18 protein-coding genes are annotated in these 22,647 nt (G+C 50.9%); 12 read left to right on the top strand and 6 right to left on the bottom strand.

Features of this window, described 5'->3' with window-relative positions; genetic code table 11:
• The first annotated feature begins 128 nt into the window (after nt 1–128).
• The 8 genes from EXY20_RS29355 to EXY20_RS29320 all read left to right on the top strand — a co-directional run bounded on the left by EXY20_RS29355 (nt 129) and on the right by EXY20_RS29320 (nt 10,231).
• A complete protein-coding gene (locus tag EXY20_RS29355) occupies nt 129–1,784 on the top strand; it encodes a type 2 periplasmic-binding domain-containing protein (protein WP_135555905.1) in 1,656 nt (551 codons plus the stop codon).
• Nucleotides 1,785–1,999: 215 nt separating this feature from the next.
• Nucleotides 2,000–2,836 carry an ABC transporter permease gene (locus EXY20_RS29350; RefSeq protein ID WP_235886248.1) on the top strand — a complete coding sequence of 279 codons (837 nt, stop codon included), beginning with the start codon at nt 2,000–2,002 and terminating at the stop codon, nt 2,834–2,836.
• A 16-nt stretch (nt 2,837–2,852) separates the two neighbouring features.
• Complete coding sequence (locus tag EXY20_RS29345; RefSeq protein ID WP_135555902.1) at nt 2,853–3,737, top strand: carbohydrate ABC transporter permease; 885 nt, start codon at nt 2,853–2,855, stop codon at nt 3,735–3,737.
• Nucleotides 3,738–3,768: 31 nt separating this feature from the next.
• Nucleotides 3,769–5,184, top strand: a complete 1,416-nt coding sequence (locus EXY20_RS29340; RefSeq protein ID WP_135555900.1) for a sialidase family protein — start codon at nt 3,769–3,771, stop codon at nt 5,182–5,184.
• A 39-nt stretch (nt 5,185–5,223) separates the two neighbouring features.
• Nucleotides 5,224–6,210 carry a Gfo/Idh/MocA family protein gene (locus EXY20_RS29335; protein WP_135555898.1) on the top strand — a complete coding sequence of 329 codons (987 nt, stop codon included), beginning with the start codon at nt 5,224–5,226 and terminating at the stop codon, nt 6,208–6,210.
• Between the two features lie 24 nt (nt 6,211–6,234).
• A complete protein-coding gene (locus EXY20_RS29330; RefSeq protein ID WP_135555896.1) occupies nt 6,235–7,227 on the top strand; it encodes a Gfo/Idh/MocA family protein in 993 nt (330 codons plus the stop codon).
• Nucleotides 7,211–8,533, top strand: a complete 1,323-nt coding sequence (locus tag EXY20_RS29325) for a neutral/alkaline non-lysosomal ceramidase N-terminal domain-containing protein (RefSeq protein ID WP_135555895.1) — start codon at nt 7,211–7,213, stop codon at nt 8,531–8,533. The genes EXY20_RS29330 and EXY20_RS29325 overlap by 17 nt, the downstream gene beginning before the upstream one ends.
• Nucleotides 8,534–8,722: 189 nt before the next feature.
• Nucleotides 8,723–10,231, top strand: a complete 1,509-nt coding sequence (locus EXY20_RS29320; protein ID WP_135555893.1) for an Ig domain-containing protein — start codon at nt 8,723–8,725, stop codon at nt 10,229–10,231.
• Nucleotides 10,232–11,071: 840 nt separating this feature from the next.
• Here the strand turns inward: EXY20_RS29320 and EXY20_RS29315 are convergent.
• From EXY20_RS29315 to EXY20_RS29305, 3 genes are read right to left on the bottom strand one after another with little or no spacing between them, the layout of a single operon-like run.
• Complete coding sequence (locus tag EXY20_RS29315; protein ID WP_135555891.1) at nt 11,072–12,307, bottom strand: MFS transporter; 1,236 nt, start codon at nt 12,305–12,307, stop codon at nt 11,072–11,074.
• On the bottom strand, nt 12,295–13,071 hold the full coding sequence (locus EXY20_RS29310; RefSeq protein ID WP_135555890.1) for an alkaline phosphatase family protein: 777 nt from the start codon (nt 13,069–13,071) through the stop codon (nt 12,295–12,297). Before EXY20_RS29310 ends, EXY20_RS29315 begins: the two co-directional genes overlap by 13 nt.
• An 11-nt stretch (nt 13,072–13,082) precedes the next feature.
• Nucleotides 13,083–13,847 carry a DeoR/GlpR family DNA-binding transcription regulator gene (locus tag EXY20_RS29305; protein WP_135555888.1) on the bottom strand — a complete coding sequence of 255 codons (765 nt, stop codon included), beginning with the start codon at nt 13,845–13,847 and terminating at the stop codon, nt 13,083–13,085.
• Nucleotides 13,848–14,206: 359 nt separating this feature from the next.
• Here EXY20_RS29305 and EXY20_RS29300 point away from each other — a divergent pair, with 359 nt between their 5' ends.
• Both EXY20_RS29300 and EXY20_RS29295 read left to right on the top strand, forming a co-directional pair.
• Complete coding sequence (locus EXY20_RS29300) at nt 14,207–15,145, top strand: SGNH/GDSL hydrolase family protein (RefSeq protein ID WP_135555886.1); 939 nt, start codon at nt 14,207–14,209, stop codon at nt 15,143–15,145.
• A 692-nt stretch (nt 15,146–15,837) separates the two neighbouring features.
• Nucleotides 15,838–16,206 carry an FG-GAP repeat domain-containing protein gene (locus tag EXY20_RS29295; RefSeq protein WP_135555885.1) on the top strand — a complete coding sequence of 123 codons (369 nt, stop codon included), beginning with the start codon at nt 15,838–15,840 and terminating at the stop codon, nt 16,204–16,206.
• 165 nt (nt 16,207–16,371) lie between these two features.
• Here the strand turns inward: EXY20_RS29295 and EXY20_RS29290 are convergent, their stop codons facing one another.
• Entirely contained in the window at nt 16,372–17,247 is an 876-nt protein-coding gene (locus EXY20_RS29290) for an AraC family transcriptional regulator (RefSeq protein ID WP_135555883.1), read from the bottom strand.
• 116 nt (nt 17,248–17,363) lie between these two features.
• Here EXY20_RS29290 and EXY20_RS29285 point away from each other — a divergent pair, with 116 nt between their 5' ends.
• A complete protein-coding gene (locus EXY20_RS29285) occupies nt 17,364–19,739 on the top strand; it encodes a glycoside hydrolase family 31 protein (protein ID WP_135555881.1) in 2,376 nt (791 codons plus the stop codon).
• 153 nt (nt 19,740–19,892) lie between these two features.
• Here the strand turns inward: EXY20_RS29285 and EXY20_RS29280 are convergent, their stop codons facing one another.
• The gene (locus EXY20_RS29280; protein WP_135555879.1) at nt 19,893–20,678 is read right to left on the bottom strand and encodes a phytanoyl-CoA dioxygenase family protein; all 786 of its coding nucleotides are present in this window, start codon (nt 20,676–20,678) and stop codon (nt 19,893–19,895) included.
• 145 nt (nt 20,679–20,823) lie between these two features.
• Here EXY20_RS29280 and EXY20_RS29275 point away from each other — a divergent pair, with 145 nt between their 5' ends.
• The gene (locus EXY20_RS29275) at nt 20,824–21,717 is read left to right on the top strand and encodes a helix-turn-helix transcriptional regulator (RefSeq protein WP_167859612.1); all 894 of its coding nucleotides are present in this window, start codon (nt 20,824–20,826) and stop codon (nt 21,715–21,717) included.
• 45 nt (nt 21,718–21,762) lie between these two features.
• Here EXY20_RS29275 and EXY20_RS29270 read toward each other — a convergent pair whose 3' ends face one another.
• Nucleotides 21,763–22,647: an AraC family transcriptional regulator gene (locus EXY20_RS29270; protein WP_135555875.1), complete on the bottom strand. Its 885-nt coding sequence runs from the start codon at nt 22,645–22,647 to the stop codon at nt 21,763–21,765.

Below are 22,647 nucleotides of genomic sequence, written 5' to 3'. Positions count from 1 at the left end.
TGCGATATTCTCGTCGAATACTACTCTCAATTCGAGACCAAATTGACCTCATCCGCCGCTGACCCGGATTTATAATGGCAGTAGGATCGCGAATATCGATCCAAGATAAATAAGGAGGTCTATGCAACATGTCCAAGCGACGCAAGATTATCGCCAGCTCCGTAGTCTCAACGTGTTTGTTCGGGGTCATTCTGGCAGGTTGTTCGTCAGGAAACAGCTCGTCCGGGAGCAGTTCATCGCCCGCCGCTTCAGCAACCGCGAGCGCTAAACCAATGGAGGATCCCAATGCCAAGAAAATCGAAATGACCATGTTTATGGGCAACGCGGGTGTACCGGATGGTCCCGGCATCGATCCGAGTGATAATCCGTTCATCAATATCGTGGAGAAATATGCCAACGTGGATTTGAAACTGGATATTCCTCCGTATGCTGATTTCCAGAAACGACACGATTTACTGCTGGCATCCGGCAAGCTGCCCGATATTGTGCACAGCTATTACCCGGATACTATCGAGAACGCGGCGGATCAAGGCGCTTTTATCGATTTGAAGAAATATTATGACAACTCGCCGGCCGTCAAACGTTTGATTACTCCCGAACAGATGGAACTGGCCAAATCCGCAAGCGGACATTATTATCGCATTCCCATGTCGACTTCAGCTTCGCCGACTGGCTCTTGGCTCCAAGCCCGGTATGATCTCGTCGAGAAATACAATGCCGGCAAATGGCCAACATCGGTTGACGAATGGGTAGAGTTGATCCGAAAAATCAATGCGGCCAACCCTGGATCCACTTTGATCTCGAATGCCGTCAACGGAGATACGATTTTTGGTCAAGGTGCTAATATTTTCTACAGTCTTTACGGCGCCCCGGTATACGGCCAGCGGGTTGCAGGCGGTAAAGTCATGAGCACCTTCGTTTTACCGGAATATCGCAAAGCGACGGAATTGATGAGGCAGTTGTATAGTGAAGGCATTGTGGACAAGGAATTTGCCACCAACAACTCCGCCAAATTCAATACGAATATGTATGATAAAAACATGATTGGGCTGTTCAATGCCGCAGATGGAGTGGTCTCAAAGGCACAAGGCTTGAAAGTGGAGCAAGAACAGACGAAAAACTTCAAAATGTATTTTGCGCCGCCGTTGACCACCTATCCGACGGATGAGAAATATGTATGGCCATACAAGCAAAGAACGATCAACACGCACGGCCTATATATTTCCGCAAGCAGCAAAAATCCGGACCGGGCCTGGAAAGTCATTGAAGGCTTCGCCTCGAAAGAACTGCAGGAAGCCATCTTCTGGGGTTCGGAAGGTGTAACCTATACGGTAAAAGACGGCAAACGGATCCTCGACCCGGATAAGCTGATTGCGCCGGATCGCAAATGGTCGTCGCAGTTGGCATTGATATCGGGCTATACTTCCGGCGGTGTGGATGCCAAGAAGAATGTGGCGGAACAATTGCTCGGGGCTGATTATGCCAAAGCCGTTTACGACAGCTTGGATCCGATCGGGAAACTCGCCGAGAAGAAAGGCTACAAGTTTAGCGATTTCTACAAAGGGGCATCGAACGAAGCGAACATGAAGATGACGGAGATGAAGCAGTTTATATCCACTGCTACCGTTCAGGCGATTATGGGCGCGATTTCGATGAGCGACTTCGACAAGAAAGTAACGGAGTTCAATACGAAGTACGGCTTTATTTTCGACGAAATGACGAAATACTTAACCGAACATAAAGCGGAATTGCTCAAGTTGGGCGTATTCGAAGCGGGCTGGTAAGATCCGGGGAGTGTCCAAACGACTGGCAGGTTGAAACCGTCGATGACCGTTGAAAGCTTCGAGAGGCGGCTTCAGCCTGCTATCCTCACTTGATCCTGCCAGCGACACATTAATGGGAATGGAGCCATACCATGATTGCTTCGACGAGGAACAAACGCACGTTTACCCGGAAGCTGGCCAGTCTTTATTTATTGCTTGTGCCTGCCGTCGTATTGATGTTTATCTTCCACTATATTCCGATGTATGGCGTGTTGATTTCCTTTCAGGACTTCTCTGTTTTTAAAGGGGTGTCCGGCAGCAGCTGGGTCGGGTTCAAGCATTTCATATACTTCTTGCATGACGATACATTCTGGAAGGTCATGAAAAACACCTTGATTTTCAGTTTTTACGATACGGTTTTCGGCTTTCCCGCGCCGATTATTTTCGCTTTGCTCGTGAACGAACTTGTTCAGAAATCATTCAAGCGCACCATTCAAACGATTTCCTACTTGCCCCACTTTTTGTCCTGGATTGTTGTCGCGGGCATCACCTACCAAATATTATCGCCGGTTCACGGTATGGTAAACGATGCACTGAACGCACTGTTCGGTATGGAGCCCCGCTTCTTCATGACCGAAATGCATCTGTACCGCGGCATCAATGTGGCGGTGGATATATGGAAAGGGGTTGGCTGGTCGGCTATTTTGTATTTTGCCACGATCGCCGGCATCGATCAGAGCTTGTACGAAGCGGCGAAAATTGATGGAGCAAGTCGTTTCAAGCAAATCCTGTTTATTACCTTGCCGATGATGCTGCCGATTATCGTGCTGTTGTTCTTGCTGAAAATTTCCACTATCTTCACGGCCAGCTTCGATCGCTACTACCTGATGGAAAATCCGCTCGTATATGAAGTTGGGGATGTCATCTCGACTTACATTTACCGGATTGGTTTGGAGAAAGCGCAATATAGCATGACCACGGCCATTGGGCTGGTACAAAGTTTGTTAGGGTTCATCATGCTCATTGCCGCGAATAAAATCTCGAAAAAACTGGTGGGCTTGGGATTATATTAAGATTGGCGGGTTGCGTATGCAGCATTCATCCGTATCGAGGAAAATATTTGTCGTATGCAACTATATCCTGTTGATCGTGTTTTCGCTGTCCATCATCATTCCTTTTCTTAATGCGATGGCGATTTCATTCAGCAATTACGAGGCGGTTGTAAAAGGCGGCATTGGCATTTGGCCGCAGGGATTCAATGTGAACGGGTATAAGCGGTTGATCACCAATCCGCAGTTTCTTCACTCGATGGGGAATACCGTTTTTCTTACGGTTGTCAATACGTTCCTGGTGATCATTATTTCACTTGCCACAGGGTATGCCCTTGCCAACAAACATATGATCGGCAAAAGCGTGATATTCTACTACATTGTTGTCCCGATGTATTTCAGCGGCGGACTCATCCCGACCTACTTGCTGGTCACCGAGCTCGGCCTGCGCAACACGTATTGGGCGTTGATTTTGCCGAATGTCGTCAGTATGTTCTACATGATTGTGTTCAAGAACAGTATTGAGCAGTTGCCCGCGGAGATGGTCGAATCGGCGGAGATTGACGGCGCCAGCGAACCGAGAATCCTGTTCAGCATCATTCTGCCGCTCATTCTTCCGATGGCCATGGCATTTGTGGTGTTCAGTGCGGTTAACTATTGGAACGAATGGTTCGGCGTGTTGCTCTATATTACCGATAAAACGAAGTGGACGCTGCAATATCAATTGCGCGACGTCCTGGTAACGGCGATCCTGACGGACGCAGACGCCAAGGGAGCAGCTACAGAAGTAAACTGGGATAAAATCAACCCGGAGAACCTGAAGATGGCGGCCTTGATGATCACCGTATTGCCGATTATCGCGATCTATCCGTTTGTGCAGAAATATTTTATCCATGGACAATTGGTTGGCGCTGTCAAGGGTTAACGAAACGACTAACTGAAGGAGTGAATCTCTCATGCGTGGTAGCACAGGATGGCATTATCGGCCCTATCGACCGGCGAACAAACTAGACGAGGGACAAATCCCGTTTATTTGCCGCATTGCCCCGAAAGCGGAAGGGGTCGAATTTGAATGGTTCGATAATGGGGCGCCCGATTCGGCGCATGTACTGGAATGGAGATTGATCGGGATCGGGCTCGAATGGTCGTCGATGCCCATTGACGATGCGGTTGTGCATCTCGATTCGCTGCAGCCCTATACGGAATATGAGTTCCGGGTGATCCGGGCCGGAGCGGAACGCGTATCCAGCGCCGTTCGTTTGTTTCGCACAGGCCAGGCGCCGGGAACGGTGATCAATTATTTGCATCCGAAGGATGATCATTATTCGTTCGCAGGGAACAGCCTCAACTCGCCGTCTTTGGTTCGTTTGCCTTCAGGGGCGTTGCTCGCCTGCATGGATTTATACAAGTATCCGACTCCGCCGGTGTTGGGGCTTATCTTCCGTTCGGACGATAACGGTGCGACCTGGCGCTACGTCACGGACGTGTATCCCTGCTTCTTCGGCTTGTTGTTCGTGAATAAAGGCAGGTTGTACAATCTGGCGTGTTCGACGATGTATGGCGACTTCATGATCAGCGCTTCCGATGACGAAGGGTATACGTGGACGACGCCGACCCGGCTGTTCCCGGGCACCTTCCAGTTGCCGGGAGGCCAAGGCTGGGCGCAAGCCGCGATGCCGATTCTTCACCACAACGGCAGGCTGTATACCTCCGTGGAATACGGGTCCATGCCTACTTACGATGTCTGTGTATTGTCCATTGACGAGGATGCCGATTTACTCGATGCGGCGAACTGGTATTGTTCGGAGCCTTTGAAGTATGACCCCAAATGGCCGGGCACGCCCAATCGCATGACCCGCGGCGGCGGATTGATGGAAGGCAACGTGCTTGTAAGCAGGGACGGCCGTCTGCTCAATCTGCTTCGCGCCGGCTGGGAAGAGCGCACACCCGAGCGCAGTATTGCGCTGCTGCTCGAAGTGGACCCGGAACGGCCGGAAGACAAATTGACCTTTCACAAGTATATCGACATGCCAAGCGGAAACAATGCCAAGACGTATGTGCTGTATGACGAAGTGAGCGATAAGTATATCGCGATCGGAAATATTTGTGTGGATGCCAATTATCCCAGTATGCGAACCGTCGCGGCGCTGCTCGTTTCCGATAACATTTACGATTGGAAGACCGTGAAGATATTCATCGATTTCCGCGAGGAAGATCCGACGAAAGTAGGCTTTCAATATTTTACATTCATCATTGACGGAGACAATATCCTCTGCATGTCCCGCACCGCGATTAATAACGCACTGAATCATCATGACGCCAATCATATGACGCTTCATACGATCGAAAATTTCCGCCAGTATCTGGTATGACCATAAATGGGGCTGCCGTGGAACGAAAGGGGAGCAGATATGAAAATCGCAATTGTTGGCTGCGGCACGATGGGTCGCATTACATCGCGCAACTTGGCGAAAATGCCGGGGGTTGAGCTGGTAGCGGTGTGCGATGTCCGCAAAGAAATGGCCGACGCGCTCGCCGATGCGGCACAGACAAGATCGTTCGGGGATTTTGAGGAAATGATGCGCGCCGTCAATCCGGACATTGTGTGCGTTACTTTGCCCACCTGGCTGCACAAGGAGTATGTGTTGAAAGCTGCCGCGCTTGGCAAGCATGTCATCTGCGAGAAGCCGCTTGCTCCTACCGTCCAGGAGGGGGAAGAGATGATCCGATTCTGCGCGATGCAAGGCGTACGGCTGTTTGTCGGCCATGTGGTTCGGTTCTTCCCGAACTTTGCCGATATCGAGCGGAAAATTGCCGCCGGGGCGATTGGCCGCGTCGGAGTCGCCCATACGAAACGTTCGGGCAGCCATCCCGGACGGACGAAAGCGAAAGAATGGTACAAGGATTATGCGAAAAGCGGCGGCGTGATCATGGATTTGATGATCCATGATATCGACTTTGTGCGCTGGGTGCTGGGCGAGGTCAAAACGGTTTATGCCATGCAGCGACTATCGGAAGGGCTGCATCACGCGTTGGTTACCTTTCGGTTCCGGAGCGGGGCCATTGTCAATCTTGAATCGTGTTGGGGATATCCGGGACCGTTTGCCACTTCATGCGAATTTGCCGGCAATAAGGGCATCATCCGTTACGACGGCGCTGAAACGCAATCGCTGCAATTGTTCCGAAGCGCCGCGGAAGAGCAGGAGCAACCGGTTGCAGTTCCGCAAAGCCCAGCCTTCCACGATCCCTATTACCTCGAACTGCGTCATTTTATCGACTGTATTCATAGCGGCGCGCAAGCGATCGTCACGGCGGAAGACGGTTTGAAAGCAGTGGAGCTTTCGCTTGCCGCCATTCAGTCTGCCGAGACCGGTTTGCCGGTAAGCCTGGGATCATAAGGAAGAAGGAGGCGAAAGAGCAGCATGCGTAAATTAAAAATAGGGATGATCAGCTTCGCGCACGGACATGCCAAAAGTTATGTGCAGCAGCTCAGCAAGCTTCCCGAAGTGGAAATCATCGGCATTGCCGATGACAATCGCGAACGCGTGCAGAAATGGACGACGTCGATCTCTTATTACGACGATTACCGCGAATTGCTGCAAACCGATGCCGACGCGGTGATCATTTGTTCCGAAAATGTTCATCATGCCAAATTGACGATTGAAGCGGCGCGCGCAGGCAAACATGTACTTTGCGAAAAGCCGCTTGGCGTTGCCATTGATGAGATGGAGCAAATGATCGCAGTATGCAAGGAGAACGGCGTGCAGCTGATGACCGCCTTTCCTTGCCGCTACCTTCCGGCGGTGGTGCAGGCGAAGCTGGCCGTGGAGCGCGGCGATATCGGCGAGATTCTGTCGATCAAAGGGACGAATCGCGGTTCGCTGCCCGGCGGTTGGTTTCTCGACAAATCGATGTCGGGCGGAGGCGCTGTATTCGACCATACGGTTCATGTCATGGATCTGATGAACTGGTTTATCGGCTCACGGGTAGTGGAAGTATACGCCGAAGCGGATACGTTGTTCCATGACATTGATGTCGACGATGCCGGCATGGTGCACGCGAAATTCGCCAACGATGTTATCGCTGTGCTGGATACGAGCTGGTCGCGCTCGAAATCGTTTCCCTTCGGCGGCGACGTGACGATGGAAATTACGGGAACGAAAGGCGTACTGTCCGTGAACGGATTCGCGCAGAAGAACGAAGTGTACAGCGACGACGTCATGAAAGCCCAGTGGAGCTATTGGGGAGACAACATGGACGAATTTATGGTCCGTGCGTTCGTCCAGGCGCTGTTGAACGACGAACCTGTGCCCGTCACAGGAGAGGACGGCTTGAGATCGACGGAAGTCGCGATCGCCGCTTATGAATCGGTGAGAGCGGGAGCTCCGGTCAAGCTGCCTGCGGGGAAGCAGTAACGAGGAGGGAATTCCCATCAACCGGGTAAAGCCACCGTTATTCGTCGGTACGAATAAAACGGATATTACGCCGAACGGTCCGATTCATCTGATTCCGACCGCTCCGGCCCCGCGTTCAAGCATCGGCGTCACCCGCCGTCTGTTCGCCAGAATCGCCGTGTTCCGTCAGGCTGGTCGAAATGCGGTTTTCGTGTCGGCGGACAGCTTATTCATTCCGCACAACGTGATCGAAGGACTGAAGAGCCGAATTGCCGAGACTTGGGGAATCGACGGCTCCGCCGTATTCGTCCAGGCGACGCATACGCATTCGGCGCCGTTCCCCGAAGCCGGCTATTACGCCGCCGTATACGACAGCTCGCTGGACGCAGAGTATGACGCTTATTTCCGGCGGGTGGAGGACGCGGTGTTCGCCGGCGTCGGAGCGGCGCTGGCCGGGCTCGAGCCGGTAACCGTCTGGCGCGGCGCCGGCCGGTGCGAATTTTCGTCTTACCGGCGCAAGGAAGCGGGCGGCCGATGGGTGATGGCGCCGGACGACGCCGGTCCGAAGGACCCGGCACTTACGGTTGTGCGCTTCGGCCGGGAGGACGGGTCGGACAAGGCGTTGTTCGTCCATTTCGCGTGTCATCCGACCGTGACGTACGATGACCTGATTTCGCCCGATTATCCGGGCACGGCGATGGAGCAGTTGGAGGAAACAGCCGGCGTCGTCGCCTTGTTCCTGCAAGGCTGCAGCGGCGATGTGCGGCCGGGGCTGATCCGGGACGGCAAGTATTATTACGGGTCGGATGAGGACGTATGCCGGCTTGCCGGCGAACTCGCGGACGAAACGCGGGCCGTGCTGGCGCGTCCGATGCGGGAGCTGGCGACGACCGGCATCCATGTCCGCCGGCTGGAGGTCGAGCTGCCGTTTGGCGAGGTGCCGACGGTGGCCGAGCTGGAAGCATGGTGCGACGACCCGGGGCTGCTCGGCGCGCGCAGCCGCAAACTGCTCGCGTTTCCGCAGTTTCTCAAGCCGCAGGAGACGCTTCGGTTCGGCTGCTTGTCGCTGGCCGAAGGGCTGGCGCTTGTCGGCATGAGCGGAGAGATGGTGGCCGCTTACGGCAGTCATGCGAAAGCCGCCGGCGGCGAGGGAATCGTGGCGCTCGGCCTGACCGACGGGAATGCCGGTTACGTGCCGACAGCCCGGCAATTGGCGGAAGGCGGCTACGAAGCGCATGACTTCTTCTATCGGCACGGGTTTCCTTCTCCATACGATCCGGTTGTCGAGGAGAAGGTTCGGGCGGCGCTTGATGCGATTATCGGCTAAAAGAAAGAACCAGGCGGCGGCAAAATTTCGAGATGCTCCGTCGTTATCCCAACCTGATCTGCGACATTTCAGCCGGGTCCAGGCACAATGCGTTAAATCGCCATCATGATTCATCAGGAATTCTCTGGGACTGCCGCAAGAGGTATTAACCAAAATCTACGCTGATAATGCATTGAAGTTGGTGCCGCTATGATTAATGAGATAACTGCTTATGGTCCATTTGGTGAAATAAAGATGGTCGCCATGCAACGCAATCAATATTCCTATACCTATCTGCACTATGGAATTGATACCGTATCCTTTGAAGCAACATTCACTGACGGCATACAATTATGGATATGCGGCCATCAACTTATGAGCGGTAAACGAACTGGAGCTTTTGAATTGATGCCGGGTCGCAATGTATTTGACATGAAGGTCATTGCCACTGACGGGATCACATTACAAGCATACGAATTGAAATTTTTTCGAGCACATGCAACTCCTGCATGGGAAAAAGTGATCGAGCATGCAGCATGGTCTCCGAGAGATTCCGCTGGAGAAGCGATCTTTAAGGATCGCATGTGGTTATTCGGTGGGTATACCCCGGAATATGCCAATGATGTGTGGCATTCTTCCGACGGGGCGACCTGGATCAAGGCGAGTGATATTCCCACGAATATTGGAGTGGATATTCCACTTGCTTTCGTCTTCAAAGACAAGATATTTATTACAGATGCCGATGGTGTGTTGTATTGTTCGAGCGAAGGGGATATGTGGGCCAAGGCAACGGATACAGGCCCGATGCGTGGCAGGCGAATGATGGGCGGCGCGGTCTTTAAAGACAGAGTATGGATGATGGGCGGTCAGCAGGGGAATTGTCTGTTCAATGATATTTGGTCATCTGCAGATGGTGTCCGGTGGGTTCTGGAGGTAGAACAGGCGCCTTGGTCCAAGCGGCAGATCACACATAGTTTGCTTGTTTATAATGATAAGCTCTGGCTGCTCGGAGGCGGGGCGCTGGGTACCTCCTATTTTCCATTTGTGGCCCAGAACGATATATGGTGTTCTTCGGATGGCATCCATTGGGAGAGAATCATTGCACACGCGCCTTGGCCGGCTCGCATATGGGGATCGACGATTGTATACAGGGATCGCATGTGGATCATGGGCGGCTATCAAGCTGCGCCGGAAAGCCGGCACATTGGCGACATGTGGTATTCTGCGGACGGGGAAGAGTGGCTTCCATTTGAGCAGCATGCATCATGCTGGAACAATTCCAGCGGGGGAGTGCCTTTGTCCGTCCCTACCGCGATGTGGGAGGATCGACATGAAGCTTCTGCACTGGTTTATGATGATGCGCTGTATCTCATGGGGGGCATGATTTGGCCGCTGAAAAATGACGTTTGGAAGCTGGCTATCCCTGGTTTATGTTTTCTGTCTCAACCTGTAGTTGAGGGATATGTGGATTGTTTGTATGAATATCGGGCATTTGCCGACTTCTCGCCCAATGTGAACCGGGTAAAATACAAGCTTATCGATGCGCCGGACTGGTTGACGATCGATGAAGTAAGCGGCTGGATAACGGGAACTGCTTCCGAAGAGCTGGAAGTAAACGTTATCGTTGAAGCTTTCGATGGATATGGCGAGTTTGCACGGCAGGAATACACCCTGTTCATGATTCCATTTATCGGGCATTTTGCCGGTTCAGCAGTTTAGTTTTGTTTGCGCCGATTCATACGGCGCTTGGCGTGTGCGGGATAACGGCGGGGGATGAGGTCATTACGAGCCCGATTATGGCTTCCGTGGGCTATACCTATCCGCTCCACTTCTCGAAGCAATTTAAGAAATGGTATGGTCGTTCTCCGACCGAACAGCGGAAGATTATGATCGGTTTATGATTTCATTCAGCGGAACATTCTACTCGCACGGCAATCCTTTGATCATTGAATTGTTAATACCCAGTATAATTGCAACAAAGGCTGCGGGAAGGCAGCCTTTGTTGATACCAGCCGTTATAAAGATTGCAACTTTACCCCGATTCCGGTCAAATGCGGTTAGTAGGAATTGATGACTTCAAGACGATGATCAATATGTTTATCGAGCTGCTTATAAGGAAAGCAAACGCATAAATGATCCAAACTGCAACTAGATTTAATGCGTCAGTAAACGTCAATAGCGATACTGCTGATGCAACGGCAAAAAGAAAAACTCCTAATCCCAGCGATTGTAGAATTAACGTGGAACGCCGATAAGCTTTCTTTAATTTAAGAAGCACAAATCCAATTGAGATCGTTACTGCCAATATCAGCAAACTTAAGAATAGAAAGGCTTCTAAATCGATTATTAACACCTCCATTATATAATCTCAGATCGGCATATCCCAATGACTCGCAGAACCGAATCGTCTCGCTGCCTGGATCGGCATTAAGATCGCCTGTTTGATTATAAAGACGGGTTTGGAAAGTGACAAGTCAATAATAGGATCGCTCAAGCTGTGATCCGCGTCATGGTGAATATGAACCAAACGGGAGAAGCGGCGGGAACGGCGGATCGACGTTAATCCCCATCCGTAAACTTTCTCCAACTTCTAATATATAATGCGCAAATGAAGGTTCCCGCAAATGCAATAACACTCCAAGAGATAATCGTAGCTTTCCATCCGAAATGATCGCTAATCGTGGCGATGCCAAGGATCGACAGGGCGCTACCAATATAGGTGAATGAATTCAGAATACCCGAGATTGTCGATACGCGCCCAAACTTTGCAAAATGCAATGGAATATAGCTGACCAGCATCAAATTGATGCCGCTCATGCAACTCGTAATAGTGGCCATGAGTATAATGGACATCACAGCGTGGGAGGAAAAAACCGGGATCAAAAAAATCGTTGCGAGAAGACTAATGCCCCAGATAAAGGTGGAAGTTTTTAATTCGTTTTTGGCAGTGCGTTGAACGGATCTCGCAAAGTTTACACTCAGAATGGTAAAGACCGGCAGTACGGCTGTACTCACTATCGATAGGGAAGTGCCCATTTCGTAGACGTCTTGAATGTAGGTTGGCATCCACGTTGTAATCCCGTCTCGCAACGCCCCCTGAAACACGGCAACCAGCAATATGGGCATAAGTCCCGCGGAGATCAGAAGCGTGCTTGTCTTGGTCAAGGCCCGCGGTTCGATTGATTTTTCTTCAACTATCGGTTGATGTGCCGTAAACTCCTTTATGCGGACAAACCAAACCAAGGCAACGACCACTCCCGCAACAGCAGGGATAATAAAGGATAACCTCCACCCGGAAATCCAGATGCAAACGGGTACGAGTAAATAAACGAGAATCGTTCCGACAGAGGCTGCCGCAACGACACTGACACTTGCCTTCCTATAGTTGCTGGCTGGCAGAGTTTGCGCCATAATTCGCACAAGCGGCGGCCAGAGCATGGCTTGAAATAGTCCATTCAAACTCCAGATGAAAGTCATCAGGTAGATGTTGCTCATAAATGAAATCAAAAGATTGCAGATGGCGCTTGCCGTTAACCCTGCGAAGATCATATGCCGGGGTTTCAAAATGTCGCCTAAAAAGCCGAAGACGGGTTGGCCGATGCCGTAAGCGATAAAACTGCCGATGACTGCCATACCCGCCAACTGATTGGTGATCTGCAACGAGTTCACAATCTCGGAAATAGCCGCTCCGTAGTTAAGCCGTGTGAGATAGCTTGTAAAATAAACCAGACAGCATAAAGTGATGAAAATGATCAACTGACGTTTGGTTAAGCTTGTTGTGGCTATTCGAGACATTTGCCTTCCCAATCCTTGTCGCTCTGCACCCCGAGAAGTTGAGTTATCGTTGGCGCAATGTCAATAATATTGGCATCCGCAAGGTGTTTCCCGGGCACAAATGCCTTGCCCCTCATAAATATCGGAATCGTCATATCTTCAGGCATGGTCGTGCCATGCGTACGATCGTGCCCGCCATGATCGGAGGTTACGATGATCGTATAATCCTCTGGAATCATCCTTGCAGCTTGTTCGATACATACCCAGGAATCATAAACCGCTTGAATATATTCATCTGACATCCAGCCATGTTTATGCCCGATTTCATCGACAAGTCCTAGATACAAGAAAGTGAAATCGGGTAATTCTTCCCTTATGTATTCGATGGCCTTGTCGGTGAGCCTCTTATTCGCCACTTCATAGGTATGGGCAGCGCCTGAAATAAAGCAGCTATAAGCCAATGATCCGGGACGCGCCAAATCTTGAAGCTCCGACCAGTTGTGGAACAGAGCACATGTTTTCCGATTCGCATGCAACTGCTCATAAAGCCCGGGAATAGGCCGCACCTGAGAAACGTATCTGTTATCCAATATGCCGTGACGCTGCGGTGGGACGCTGTGAAACAGCGACATATGGCAGGGCAGAGTCACGCTTGGCATAACGGTTTGCGCCTCAAGCGTAAAACTTCCTTCGCTTTTCATTTGTTCAATATAAGGATGCCCGGACCGCTCCAAGCTGTCGGGACGCATGCCATCGATCAGGATCAACAATACCTTCTCATTCATTGGAATCACTCCTATGATTTGATAATTTGAACCGCATTTTTTTTATAGCGCGCATAGATGTCTTCCGGCAGTTCGTGATCGGTAATAATCTTATGGGATGCCGATAAGTCACAGAGCTTAATGGTTGCTGAAGTTTCAAACTTTGTACTGTCGGCAAGGATAAACACCTCATCGGCATTACGGATATAAGCTCGTTGGATATCAAACAGCTCATGGACAAATACGCCGATCCCACCATGCAACGAAATCGCCGACGGAAAAATAAATGCCTTTGAAAAGTGAAGCCGATCAATCGCATCTAATGCCATATGCCCGTAAAAAGCTTTTTCATCGCGCAGATATTGCCCGCCGATTTGAATCAATGTAAATCCGTCCGTATCGCACAGCGACCCGAACACTTCGGGGGAATTGGTGACAATCGTAAGCTTGTGGAAATGTTCCTTCAACAATGGTACCAATTCCATCGCGGTGCTGCCGGAATCGATGGCAATCGTGTCATTGTCGCTTATAAACGGAATCGTATTCCTCGCAAGGTTTTGTTTGAGGGCTCTATTTTCCTCCATGCGGTTTTCGAGATTTGCGAAGCTTTTCATCTTTCTGTTGGACACAGCCCCCCCATGGACGCGTTTCAGCGCTTGTTGGTTCTCTAGATATTCCAAATCGCGCCGTACCGTTTCAATCGATACGCCGAACAACTTCATAAGCTCAGAAACGGAAATGGATGATTTTCGTTCCAGTAGCTCGACAATTCTCACACGACGTTCATTTGCAAACAATTACAATCATCTCCCCACATATCCACAAAAATAAAATAATGCTTTTACCGTACTTAGTCAAGCGGAAATGAGCATTTCCGTGAGGCTGCCCCAGTGATACGATAAGTAACTATTGTATTCACCCTTTTCCATGGAAGGGTTTTCATAACTTCCAGGGACTTTTACATTTGCGCCCTCGTGGCCGTGTCTTGCGAAAACCGTACCTTGGCCAACTCGGCTTTCCCTTTCGCGAGAGAGTGGCGTTTATCGGTGGTTCGGTAACTGTCGGAGACAGTCAAACCGAACTGGGGGGCACAAGTTGGAGACCCGATGTTTGCAAATACCTCGCTGCCTAGCATCCGCAGCTTGCATTCGAGTGGGTGCATGCCGGAATTGGTGGCACGGATTCTACCTATGGCGTTTTCCGGTTCGACGAGCATGTGCTCGCTAAGGGAAAGGTCGATCTGTTGTTCCTCGAATTTGCGGTCAACGACGCCGGCAACAAAAGGAGCTCCATTCGAGCGATGGAGGGCATCGTCCGCAAAGCGAAGCGCCATAATCCACGGATCGCGATCATCATGATGTATTTTGCGACGGAGGGCCAATTGCCGGAGCTTCGCAAAGGGCTGACCCCGGCGAATCAGCGGCATCACGATGCGGTAGCTCATCACTACGGTATACCGGTCGTCAATTTGTCACGGCGCGTCTTCGAGTTGGTGGATAGCGGCGGCGCTGTGTTTGCGGACCTTTTCAGAGACACGGTTCATCCGAACCGAGCCGGGAACGAGTGGTATGCGCGATGGATCAAGTCTTATCTTGACGTTCATTTTCCGTCCATCTTGGATGGAATGTTCTCCGGCGATACCGAACTTCCGGATCCGCTGCTGGCTGACAATTGGGAATACGCGGCGCTGCTTGCAGACGAAGCAATCGTACCTGCCGGCGAGGGCTGGGTGCAGCGTTCCGATTACAGCGCGGAGAGGGGGTGCAATTGGACGCCGCCGGCCCGCGTGTGGGAATCGCTAACGGTCGGAGAGGAGTTGACTGTTACGTTTTGGGGGCGCAGCCTGTTGCTTGGTTTGCTTGTCGGACCGGACTGCGGCGAGTTGGAAGTGCTTGTTGACGGGGGCGAATGGAAGCGGACGGCGCTGTGGGACGTGTATTGCGACAAATTTGACCGGCCGAAATTCGTTTCTCTGGACGATGAGCTGCCGCCGGGCGAACACCGGGCAACGCTTCGCATATCGGGAACATCGCATCCGGAAAGCAGCGGCCATGCCATTCGTATTTTGCACGCTGGCGCGGATGCGAGATCCTAAAGCTTTGATGCAGTCTCCCGTCCGAGAAAAATGTAACGAGAAAACAGAATCTTGTTTTGACTGACCAACCAGTCGTTAATCATTCACATGGAGGCCGTGGTTATCCACTTCTTGAACGAGAGGCGTATGAATGCACCAGGTATCCATCAAGGTGTAGGTAGCTGTCATCTCAGCCGCAATCGCGCGGTTCAGCTTGGCGAGGATGACCCACGGTGTCGAGAGTAGCGTCTCTTGATGGCGATTGTAGCCAGAAGCTCTTGTCGATTTCTTCGATCATACCGTTGATGTCGGACTTTTCGTTTTATCGTGGACCCCCCCTCATCCTGGGCGCTGGTATGATCGGTCTCCGTGTCATCGAGATGCTGAAGAGCTAACAGTTCGTGATAAAAGTATACGGTCCCTTCCTGCCGGATGCCGAAGCCGTTGAGATGGGCGTGCACAAAACCGATCTTATCGATATTTTTTCGAATTGCGATACGCTCTCAAACCATTTGGCCGACTTGCCGGAGACGCGAGTATGGATATAATTAATAATATTTCTAATTTATGAACGATACAGCGGATTTTTCCGCCACCTGAGAGCCGCGTACTGTATTGATGAATGTCACATTAGGCAGCATCCGGTCGAAATAACTTTTATTCAGGCCGGCAGACGTTAAAATAAACAAGGAACGCCGGCATTTTCGAGTGGATTGGCAGCGACCGCACAGCAGCCTGCAAAAGGATTGCTCATCGTCGATCTGGACGGCGACGCTCGCAATGAGATTGTCGCCGTTACACATTGGTGCAAATATACAGGCGACCCGAATCGTCCGTGGGAGGTAAACAAATTCGCCGCGGACTACATCACGACGAAAGTTGCAGTCGGTGACATCGACGGGGACGGCATCAACGAAATTGTGATCGCCGAAGGCGATGCATGTATATACGGCAAACCGGAAGGCGGCAAGTTTGATTCCGGTCCCCGCCTTGATGACCGAAGCAAATCGCCGCAATGCGGAATGGTTCATCGTCGAACAGGAGAAATTCGACCGACCGCCGATGGAAAGCGTTGCTATTAGTCTAGGGAACTTACAACGACTGGTGCGGCAGCAGGCGTAGTCGGCGGCTTGTCTGAGGCGGCTATCGAGAATCCTTCCTTCTGAAGAACATAGACTGGATCAAGTCCGCGTATAACGCGGGCTTTTTCATGAATAACATCTGACCAAGGCCCATTTTCAAATTGTTCAGCTTTGCGAGCCGCACATTTTTCGTAATTGGGATGGTGCCAATCCATATTTTTTTTTAAACACTCGGGAAAAGTAGCTCACATTGCAAAAGCCTGTCAACTCCGGAACGTGTGTGATCGGAATATCGGTCCCTTGAATGATGCGATATGATTTTTCCAGTCTGAGTAATGTTATGAATTCAATCAAGGTCTTTCCTGTGTAAGCTTTAAATGTCCGACAAAAGTGCTGCTCACTCATACAACAGAATTGGCTCATTGCCTTTACAGTAACTTTTTCGGAGTAGTGAGCTGAAATATAATCCAACACATTTATGATAACTTGTGTTTTTTCGCTTTGCATAAAGCTGAATGGTTCATGAATTTGAGAATGATGTCTTTTTAACAGGGCAAACAATTTAATGATTTCCAACTTTATCATCGTCCGATATTCCATTAATTTCGAGTTGTGTTCACGGAAAATTTGTTGTAACGCTGAATGATATTCTAAATAGTGTACGTGTTCGGGGGTAATATGCAGGCGAGTAAATCCGTCATGACCCATAAACGGCGCCATTGTGCTATGACAATGCTGATCGGCAAGAATTTGATTCAGGAGCAATTCTCCGATAATGATCGGCTTATAGGTGGAATTTTTTTGAGGAATGATGCTATGAAGGCTGTTCGAGGGGACGAAGATGATATCTCCTTGACCACAAGTGAATTTTTCTCCATTAACATAAACCCAAGTAACGCCGGAGCTAATAAATATGATTTCGATATGCGTATGCCAATGCGGAAAGGTCTCAGCACCGGTAAAGCTGAAACAGTTAAAGCCAAAGTCGTCACTCTCCAATTTCGTAACTTCATAGTTTGTTATATCGAGATATCTTTTCATGTAACCTCCGACTGCAAGAAGTTCAAATAAGACAAGTTTTTGTTAATTTACTAACTGGTTTATTTGCCGTCTTTCCCATTAATATTATAGTAATATTTTATGTGGGGGGCAATGAAATGCTTAAAGCGGTCAAAGGAAAGCAGGCAACAATAAAGCATGTAGTCAAGTCGGGAAATGAACTGCTGCTTGAAACTGAAAATGGAAACATAAAATTGGTGCCATATTCAGATCGTATCATTAGGGTGAAATATACCCTTGCTAATGAGTTTAACGATCACCTTGGACCCGGATTAGTTCCTCTCCTGCCCGACTGTGAGTGGGCATATACCGAATCCAGTAATACGGTTAACTTGAAAACGGATAAAATCCATCTGGAAATCGATATGCAAACAAGCGCATTTGCTTACTATGATCAAAATCATAAGCTGCTTGTCAGAGAACCCGCCAGAGGCGGGAAATTTCTGAATCGATACGATGCCTACAGGACCATCTTGGACGATACAAGCTTAACGGAAAAAATCAAAACCGCGGATGGAGTCAAGGATGTCGTTTTGGATGCAAAAAAAGCGTTTTATAAAACGCTTTATCATACCAAACTGGAGTTGGAATGGTCACCAAACGAAGCTATATATGGATTTGGCCAACAAGAAGAAGGCAGTCTGAATCTGCGTGGAACTCGTCAGTACATCCATCAAGCAAACTTGAAAATTGCCATGCCATTTTTTATTTCTACGAATGGCTATGGGATGTTATTCCATACCTATTCACCGCTCATTTTTAACGATAATGAATATGGTTCCTACATTTATAACGAGTCGGCCGCAGAACTTGACTTTTACTTTCTATGCGGCGAATGCATGGACGACATCATCGGCGGTTATCGTCAAGTTACAGGAAAAGCCACCATGCTTCCGTTGTGGGCTTTCGGCTACATGCAATCTCAAGAAAGGTATGAAAACCAACAGGAAATCATCGATACAGTGATGGAATACAGGAGGAGGGAAATTCCGATTGATTCCATCGTATTGGACTGGCAATCCTGGGAGAGTGGAAAATGGGGTCAAAAATCGTTCGATGAGAGCAGATTTCCTGATGTCCCCCGCATGATGGATGATCTGCATACTTTAGGAACTCATTTCATGATTTCAATTTGGCCCAATATGGATAAGAGCAGCGAAAACTATCTTGAAATGAAAGAACGCGACTGTCTTTTACAAAACTCAAATATCTATAATGCATTTTCTGATGAATCTCGCAGCCTTTACTGGAAGCAAGTTGACGAAGGCTTATTTTCGCAAGGAATCGATGCATGGTGGTGTGACTCCAGTGAGCCCTTTACTCCAGAATGGACGCATCCGATCAAACCAGAGCCAGATAAAAATTTTGTGGACTTTCATGATACAGCGAAAACTTATTTGGATGAAGAATATACCAATGCTTATGCTTTGATGCATGCCAAATCCATTTATGATGGACAACGCAGTGCAACTTCCCAAAAGAGGGTAGTGAACCTGACAAGAAGCGGGTATATCGGTCAGCAGAGATACGGAACGATTCTGTGGTCTGGCGATACAACCGCCAAATGGAAAACCTTGCGTGACCAAATTCCTGCGGGACTTTCCATGTGCGCATCGGGTATTCCCTACTGGACACTTGATATCGGCGCATTTTTTGTGAAGCGCGGCAATGCATGGTTCTGGGATGGAGATTATGAAGAGGGCTGCAAAGATCTGGGATACAGGGAGTTGTATACGAGATGGTTTCAGTACGGTGCCTTTTTGCCCGTATTCCGCGCACATGGTACAGATACAAGGCGTGAGATTTGGAATTTCGGTGAAAAGGGAGAACCTTTTTATGATACCCTCGTTACGTTTGTAGAACTGCGGTATCAGTTGCTTCCTTACATTTATTCATTGGCGGCGATGACAACGCTGAACGATTATACGATGATGCGCCTGCTCGCATTTGACTTTCAGCATGACGGCAAGGTTTATGGAATCAAGGATCAGTTTATGCTTGGGCCAGCGTTGATGGTATGTCCTGTAACCAGCCCTATGTATTTTGGTCCCCAATCAACGCCGCTTCAGCACGTTCCCAAAACTCGTTCTGTCTACTTGCCTGAAGGTACGGATTGGTATGATTTCTGGACAAGTCAAAGAGTTGCCGGCGGCCAGACGATTAACGTGAATGCTGAAATCAACACGATGCCCTTATTCGTAAGAGCAGGAAGCATTCTTCCAATGGCCGATAGTGCACCGTACAGCGGAGCAATTGTTCAAGACCGCTTTAAGGTAAAGATCTATTCCGGGTGCAAAGGTGAATTCCATTTGTATCAGGATGAAAACGATAATTACAATTACGAAAATGGCCATTACACAAGTATATCTTTACAGTGGGATGACAGTGCAGGATTGCTCCATATAGGGGAGAGAGTCGGTTCTTACAATGGCATGCCGGATCGAGTAAGCTTTGATGTCGAGGTTGTCAGGTAAGAAAAATAAATAGCCCCTCGAACGCCACAATCTCACCAATTGTTGCTTTCGATCATGGGCCTTCCGGGCCGCGTATATCGCGGCCTTTTTCAGTTATTGGACAGGCAGTCGATGCCATCGTAATGGCCGCGCAGTTCATTTTGGAAGCAAAGGTCATGTTGGCGAATTCGGGACACGGGTGTCGGAAAAGATCGGCGATATCGGCTCGTCGTTCGAAGGAGTCGTGGCTGCGTCCATGTAACAAACGCTGAATGCTCTTCGCGACTGTGCCGTCCGGTTCCCGTCGGAGCCGTGGATCGTCCAATTGTGGAGCAGCACGGCTTCCCCGGGCGCAAGCTCGAGCGGCAGCGGGGCATGCTCCGCCAATAATAGCTCCGCCTGCCGTTCGGTCAGGAAGCCGGACGGATGGTCCGGGTTGAGCAGTCGCTTGTGCGTGCCGGGGATAATGGTCACGCAACCGTTGGCCACGGTCGCCGGATCGAGCGCCGTCCATACGGTGGCGAGCGGGTCGCGGTCAAGGTGCGTCCAGCGATCCTGGTGATACGGAAGCACGGAGCCGTGGAAAGCCGGTTTGTTCATGAACATGGCGCGGAAGCAGGCGATTGGCGTTTGCTCTCCATATACTCCTGCGCAGATGGAGCGGAAGAGCGGTCTGGTCATATAGGCCAAAAACAGCGGATCGAGCTCCAGGTTCTGGATTTTGCGATAGTTCAGCGTGTGCCCTTTGGAGCCCGTCGTTTGCTCCGTTTGTCCGCTCATCCCGTCGGCTTCCCGCTGCATGAGCAGCTTGTCGTACGCAATATTCGCCTTCCCCAGCATAATGTCGTCAATCCTCGTCTGCAGCCCGGCCAGTTCCGCGTCCGACAACAGTTTGCCCAAACGGACATAGCCGTGCTCGGCATAAAACGCCCACATCTCGGCGGTAAGCGCTTCAAGCATATTCGGCACCTTCCTTTGTTTTTTAATTTTGGACGAAAACGAATCCTTGCTGATATGATGTCAGTATAAAAGCCGCCGCAGCGGAAGTCTTTGGCAGGCGGAGCCAATTTTTTGTCTTATGCGGACATATCGAGGGGGGAGTTTGGTGCTGCTATCGTCCGGCTACAAAAATGCGTACGCGGTGTTAAACCGGTACGCAAGCCGCGTGAGCGGTCCGGAGCTGTCGTTTGCCGTGCACTTCTGGGGAGCGAATCCGGTACATACAGTGAACAGCATCCACAAGCATTCCTCGTTCTGGGTGGGGTATGTATTGTCGGGACAGGGACGTTATTCGGAGCAGGAGTTTGCTTCCCCGCTCGCCGCAGGGACGATCTTCTGTTCCCGGCCGCATATCTCGCGGCAAATCGTCAGCGAACGCGGGCTGTCGATCCTGTGGGTGTCTTTTCAAGTCGCGGAGGAGGATTCGTTGGCAGAGACGCTTGTGCACGCATTTCGGCGCCTCGGGGAAACGAAGCGCATTGTTCGTGCGGACGCGGGAAACACGCCGACCGCCAAGTTATGGGAGGCGTTGTGGACGCAGGCCGAACGATTCCAGCCGGCAGACGCGCCGCTCCTGTCCGCCGTGGCGTATGCGCTTCTGCTTTCGTTCGCACAGCTGTTCGGGGAGGTCCGGTCTGAGGAGGGGGAGGGCGAAGGAGCGGGGCTGTCGATGTCGTCCGTACTGCTGCGCCAGGCCAAATGGTTCATGGCGGAAAACGTTTCGTTCCCGCTGCGGCTGGAGGACGTCGCGCGTCAGCTGCATATTTCCGGCCGCCACTTGTCGCGTTTGTTTGCGGAAGCGGACGGGCTGTCTTTTTCCGCCTATTTGCGCCGGCTGCGGATCGACCTTGCGATTCGTGACCTGATCGGAACGGACAAGCCGCTGGAAACGATAGCGCAAGAGTGCGGGTTCGTCTCGATTTATTATTTCACCCGGGTATTTACCGCCGAAACCGGTCTCCCGCCGGGTCGCTACCGCAAGCAACATGGCGGCGCGTGAGCAAGGCGCGCGTATCGGCTGCCGCCCGCTGCGGCGGGAAACGTTTTATTGTGGCGGCGCGGAAGGGCTGCCGGTACGGAGCGATTTGCGATAGTCGCGCGGCGAAAGTCCGCTGTACTGCTTGAAGTGGTTGATGAAGTAGGAGATGGACGCATAGCCGCTTTCAAAAGCGATGTCGGTCACGGATTTATCCGTTCTCCCGAGCAGGTAGCATGCGACCTGCATGCGCAGGCGCTGTACGAACAGATTGGGGGTCAAGCCCGTTATCGCTTTGAATTTGCGGTAAAAAAAGGTGCGCCGTCTCCCGGACATCCGCACCAGCTGCTCGACATCGATCGGTTCGGTAAATGCGGTCAAGATGTGCGCGATGGCCTGCAGCATGCCGTCGTCGAACCAGTCGCCGCTTTCGTCGGCCGGCACGAAGCGGCCGTCGTCTCGTCCGCCGCTTGCGGCATGGCGAAGCGTATGCGTCAGGATATCGATCAGGATGGCGAACTGTTTGGCTTCCCAACCGGGCCCTTGCGTCCGCTCCTCCTCTATGGCTTGCGCGGCCAGCCGGTGAATGGCCCGGGCGGCGGAGGCGGAAGCCGGCAGGTGCGGGGAGACCGCTTCCACCGCGTAGAACGGGGCGAGAAGCGCGTATCCGCCCGGAATGGAGCGTACGATGGCGGGGGAGAACAAAATGCTGATCCAGCGAATCGGCCGGTGCGAATGCTTCACCAGATTCCAATGCGGCTCGAACGGGCGAAACAGGAACACGTCGCCGGGCTTGCCATCGATCCGTTTGTCCACCAACTGGAAGGTCGCTTCGTTCTCCAGCAGCACATGAAATTCGAGCACATCGTGCATGTGCAGTTCATGCTCTTCGAACGCGCCCCGTTTCTCCTGAAAGACGAGTCCCTTCTCCAGTTTGAACTCTTCGAAGAACAT

It is taken from the genome of Paenibacillus cymbidii, from assembly GCF_004764705.1.
In the GTDB taxonomy this organism is placed as follows: Bacteria; Bacillota; Bacilli; order Paenibacillales; family NBRC-103111; genus Paenibacillus_AN; species Paenibacillus_AN cymbidii.
Note: the sequence above shows the minus strand (reverse complement) of the source record. Positions and strands in the feature narration are given on the sequence as shown.

Bases quoted from the DNA above. Each gene is read 5' to 3' on its own strand.
- EXY20_RS29270 (WP_135555875.1), bottom strand. From the start codon at position 22,647: ATGTTCTTCGAAGAGTTCAAACTGGAGAAGGGACTCGTCTTTCAGGAG.
- EXY20_RS29345 (WP_135555902.1), top strand. From the start codon at position 2,853: ATGCAGCATTCATCCGTATCGAGGAAAATATTTGTCGTATGCAACTAT.
- EXY20_RS29350 (WP_235886248.1), top strand. From the start codon at position 2,000: ATGTTTATCTTCCACTATATTCCGATGTATGGCGTGTTGATTTCCTTT.
- EXY20_RS29285 (WP_135555881.1), top strand. From the start codon at position 17,364: ATGCTTAAAGCGGTCAAAGGAAAGCAGGCAACAATAAAGCATGTAGTC.
- EXY20_RS29310 (WP_135555890.1), bottom strand. From the start codon at position 13,071: ATGAATGAGAAGGTATTGTTGATCCTGATCGATGGCATGCGTCCCGAC.
- EXY20_RS29340 (WP_135555900.1), top strand. From the start codon at position 3,769: ATGCGTGGTAGCACAGGATGGCATTATCGGCCCTATCGACCGGCGAAC.
- EXY20_RS29280 (WP_135555879.1), bottom strand. From the start codon at position 20,678: ATGCTTGAAGCGCTTACCGCCGAGATGTGGGCGTTTTATGCCGAGCAC.
- EXY20_RS29320 (WP_135555893.1), top strand. From the start codon at position 8,723: ATGATTAATGAGATAACTGCTTATGGTCCATTTGGTGAAATAAAGATG.
- EXY20_RS29330 (WP_135555896.1), top strand. From the start codon at position 6,235: ATGCGTAAATTAAAAATAGGGATGATCAGCTTCGCGCACGGACATGCC.
- EXY20_RS29335 (WP_135555898.1), top strand. From the start codon at position 5,224: ATGAAAATCGCAATTGTTGGCTGCGGCACGATGGGTCGCATTACATCG.
- EXY20_RS29290 (WP_135555883.1), bottom strand. From the start codon at position 17,247: ATGAAAAGATATCTCGATATAACAAACTATGAAGTTACGAAATTGGAG.
- EXY20_RS29355 (WP_135555905.1), top strand. From the start codon at position 129: ATGTCCAAGCGACGCAAGATTATCGCCAGCTCCGTAGTCTCAACGTGT.
- EXY20_RS29315 (WP_135555891.1), bottom strand. From the start codon at position 12,307: ATGTCTCGAATAGCCACAACAAGCTTAACCAAACGTCAGTTGATCATT.